This is a genomic window from Microbacterium sp. K35, assembly GCF_004794375.1.
Taxonomy (GTDB): Bacteria; Actinomycetota; Actinomycetes; order Actinomycetales; family Microbacteriaceae; genus Microbacterium; species Microbacterium sufflavum.
In genome coordinates this window covers 1-1931 of the sequence record NZ_SSDM01000040.1, presented here as the reverse complement: position 1 = coordinate 1931, position 1931 = coordinate 1, and the positions used below count along the sequence as shown (strand labels likewise).

Sequence of the window (1931 nt, the reverse complement as noted above, 5' to 3'; positions counted from 1 at the left end):
GAGGGCCCCGCGGGGCCCCGCCCCGCGGGGGCCCCCCGCCTCGAGCTCGACCTCGGCGCCGACACCCGCTGCGACCGCCCGCGCGACGGCCTCACGGTCGAAGATCGACGCGACGAGGGTCGTCTGGCTCCCGTCGGTGAGCTCCGGTCGCTCCAGCAGGCGCGCGAGCGTCCAGGTCACGTCGCCCGCTCCCCCGGCGGTGGGGTTGTCGCCCGAGTCCGAGATGACGTACGGCCGGGCGGCTGCGGGCGCGAGCGCGCGGTCCAGCGCCTCGTCGAGCGTGCCGGTCTCGGCCACGAACACGAAGTCCTCGCGCGCGTCCCAGAACCGGCGGGCGACGCGCTCGGCCTCCCGGGCGATGAGCTCACGGTCGTCGCCGGTGACCACGACGTAGGCCTGGCAGCGCGGCTCGTCGGCCCACGCGTACCCGATCCAGACGGACGCGTCGACCACGCCGGGCAGCGCCTCGATCGCGGGCAGCTCGGCGTAGATACCGCGCGCCGGTTCGAGCCGCGTGCTGGTCTTCTCACCGGGCAGCAGCACGGGGACCGGCACCCAGGCGGTGAAGGGCCGTCGCGCGAGCGGGTCGGCGCCGTGCGGCCCGCGCAGCCGGTCGAGCAGGTTCCACACCGCGCGCTCCTTGGTGTTGAGCCAGTCCTCGTGCGGAGCCATCCGGTAGCAGGTCAGCAGGTCGACCGCATCGCGCAGCACCTCCGACACGTTGCCGTGCAGGTCCATCGACGTGGAGACGAGCGTGTCGGGTCCCAGTGCCTCCCGGACGGCACGGGCCAGGTCGCCCTCGGCGTCGTCCATGCCCACGACGCTCATGGCGCCGTGGATGTCGAAGAAGAAGCCGTCGAAGGGCCCGTGCTCGCGAATGCCGTCGAGGATCGCGTCCTTCATCCGCCGGTATGTCTCGGGGTCCACGGCGCCGCCGGGCAGCGAGCGGCCGTGCGTGAGCGGAACCCACTCGGCGGCCTCGGCCAGCTCGCGCCCCTCGTCGAGGAACGGGTAGTAGGCGCGGAGGTCCGCGCCGGTACGGATCGTGAAGGCCTCGTCGCCGGAGATGTGCGGCGAGAACGTGCTGGACTCGATCGAGATGCCGGCGATGCCCACGCGGGGCTTCGGCAGGCCGCCGTCGGCGACGGGCGGCAGCGGGCCCATCCAGATCTCGTGGGCGTCCTGGGGTGCGGTCACGATGCGATACCTCTCATCCGGGGAGTCGATTCAGAGTGTGGGTGCGGGGGCGAGGGCCCGACGGGCGGTCTCGATCGCTCCGAGGGCGACCGCATCGGAGCCCAGTTGCGCCGGGACGATGCGCAGCGGGATGCCCGACACCGGCGAGTCCGTGCGCAGGGTCGCCTGGATCGCGGGTTCCAGCAGGTCCCACGCCGAGGCGACGCCACCGCCCACGATCACGGTCGGCAGGTCGAGCAGGGTCGCGGCGCTCGCACTGGCGAGGGCGACCGCGCGACCGGCTGCGGCGAACACGGCGAGGGCGTCGGCGTCTCCACCCCGCGCGAGGGCGGCGACCGCCCGGGCGTCTGCCGCTTCGCCGCCCGTCCGCTCGCGGTAGCGCAGGGCGATGGAGGTTCCGGAGGCCAGCGTCTCCAGGTGCCCCGTCTGCCCGCAGGTGCACACGAGCTCGCTGTACCCGGGGGTGTGTCCGATCTCGCCCGCCGCACCGTGGGGCCCGTGGTGGAGCGCGCCGTCGATGATGACGGCTCCGCCCACGCCCGTGCCGAGCATCACGCCCAGCACGTCGCGCTCGGTGCGGCTCAGCGCGGCCGCTTCTCCGAGCAGGAACGCGTTGACGTCGTTCTCGACGCTGACCGGCACGCCCAGACGTCGTCCGAGCTCGTCCGCGAGCGGGAATCCCGCCCAGCCGACGAACGTGGCCGAGGCCGCCCGCACGGTGCCGGTCTCGGCCA

At 74.2% G+C, this 1931-nt stretch carries 2 protein-coding genes; both read right to left on the bottom strand.

Going from position 1 to position 1931, the window contains the following annotated elements; genetic code table 11:
- A partial coding sequence (locus tag DW299_RS00960; RefSeq protein WP_136035317.1) for a M81 family metallopeptidase occupies positions 1 to 1197 on the bottom strand: 1197 nt, incomplete at its 3' end.
- A 30-nt stretch (positions 1198 to 1227) separates the two neighbouring features.
- Positions 1228 to 1931 (bottom strand): ROK family protein (locus DW299_RS00955; RefSeq protein ID WP_136035316.1); only part of this gene is annotated, 704 nt, incomplete at its 5' end.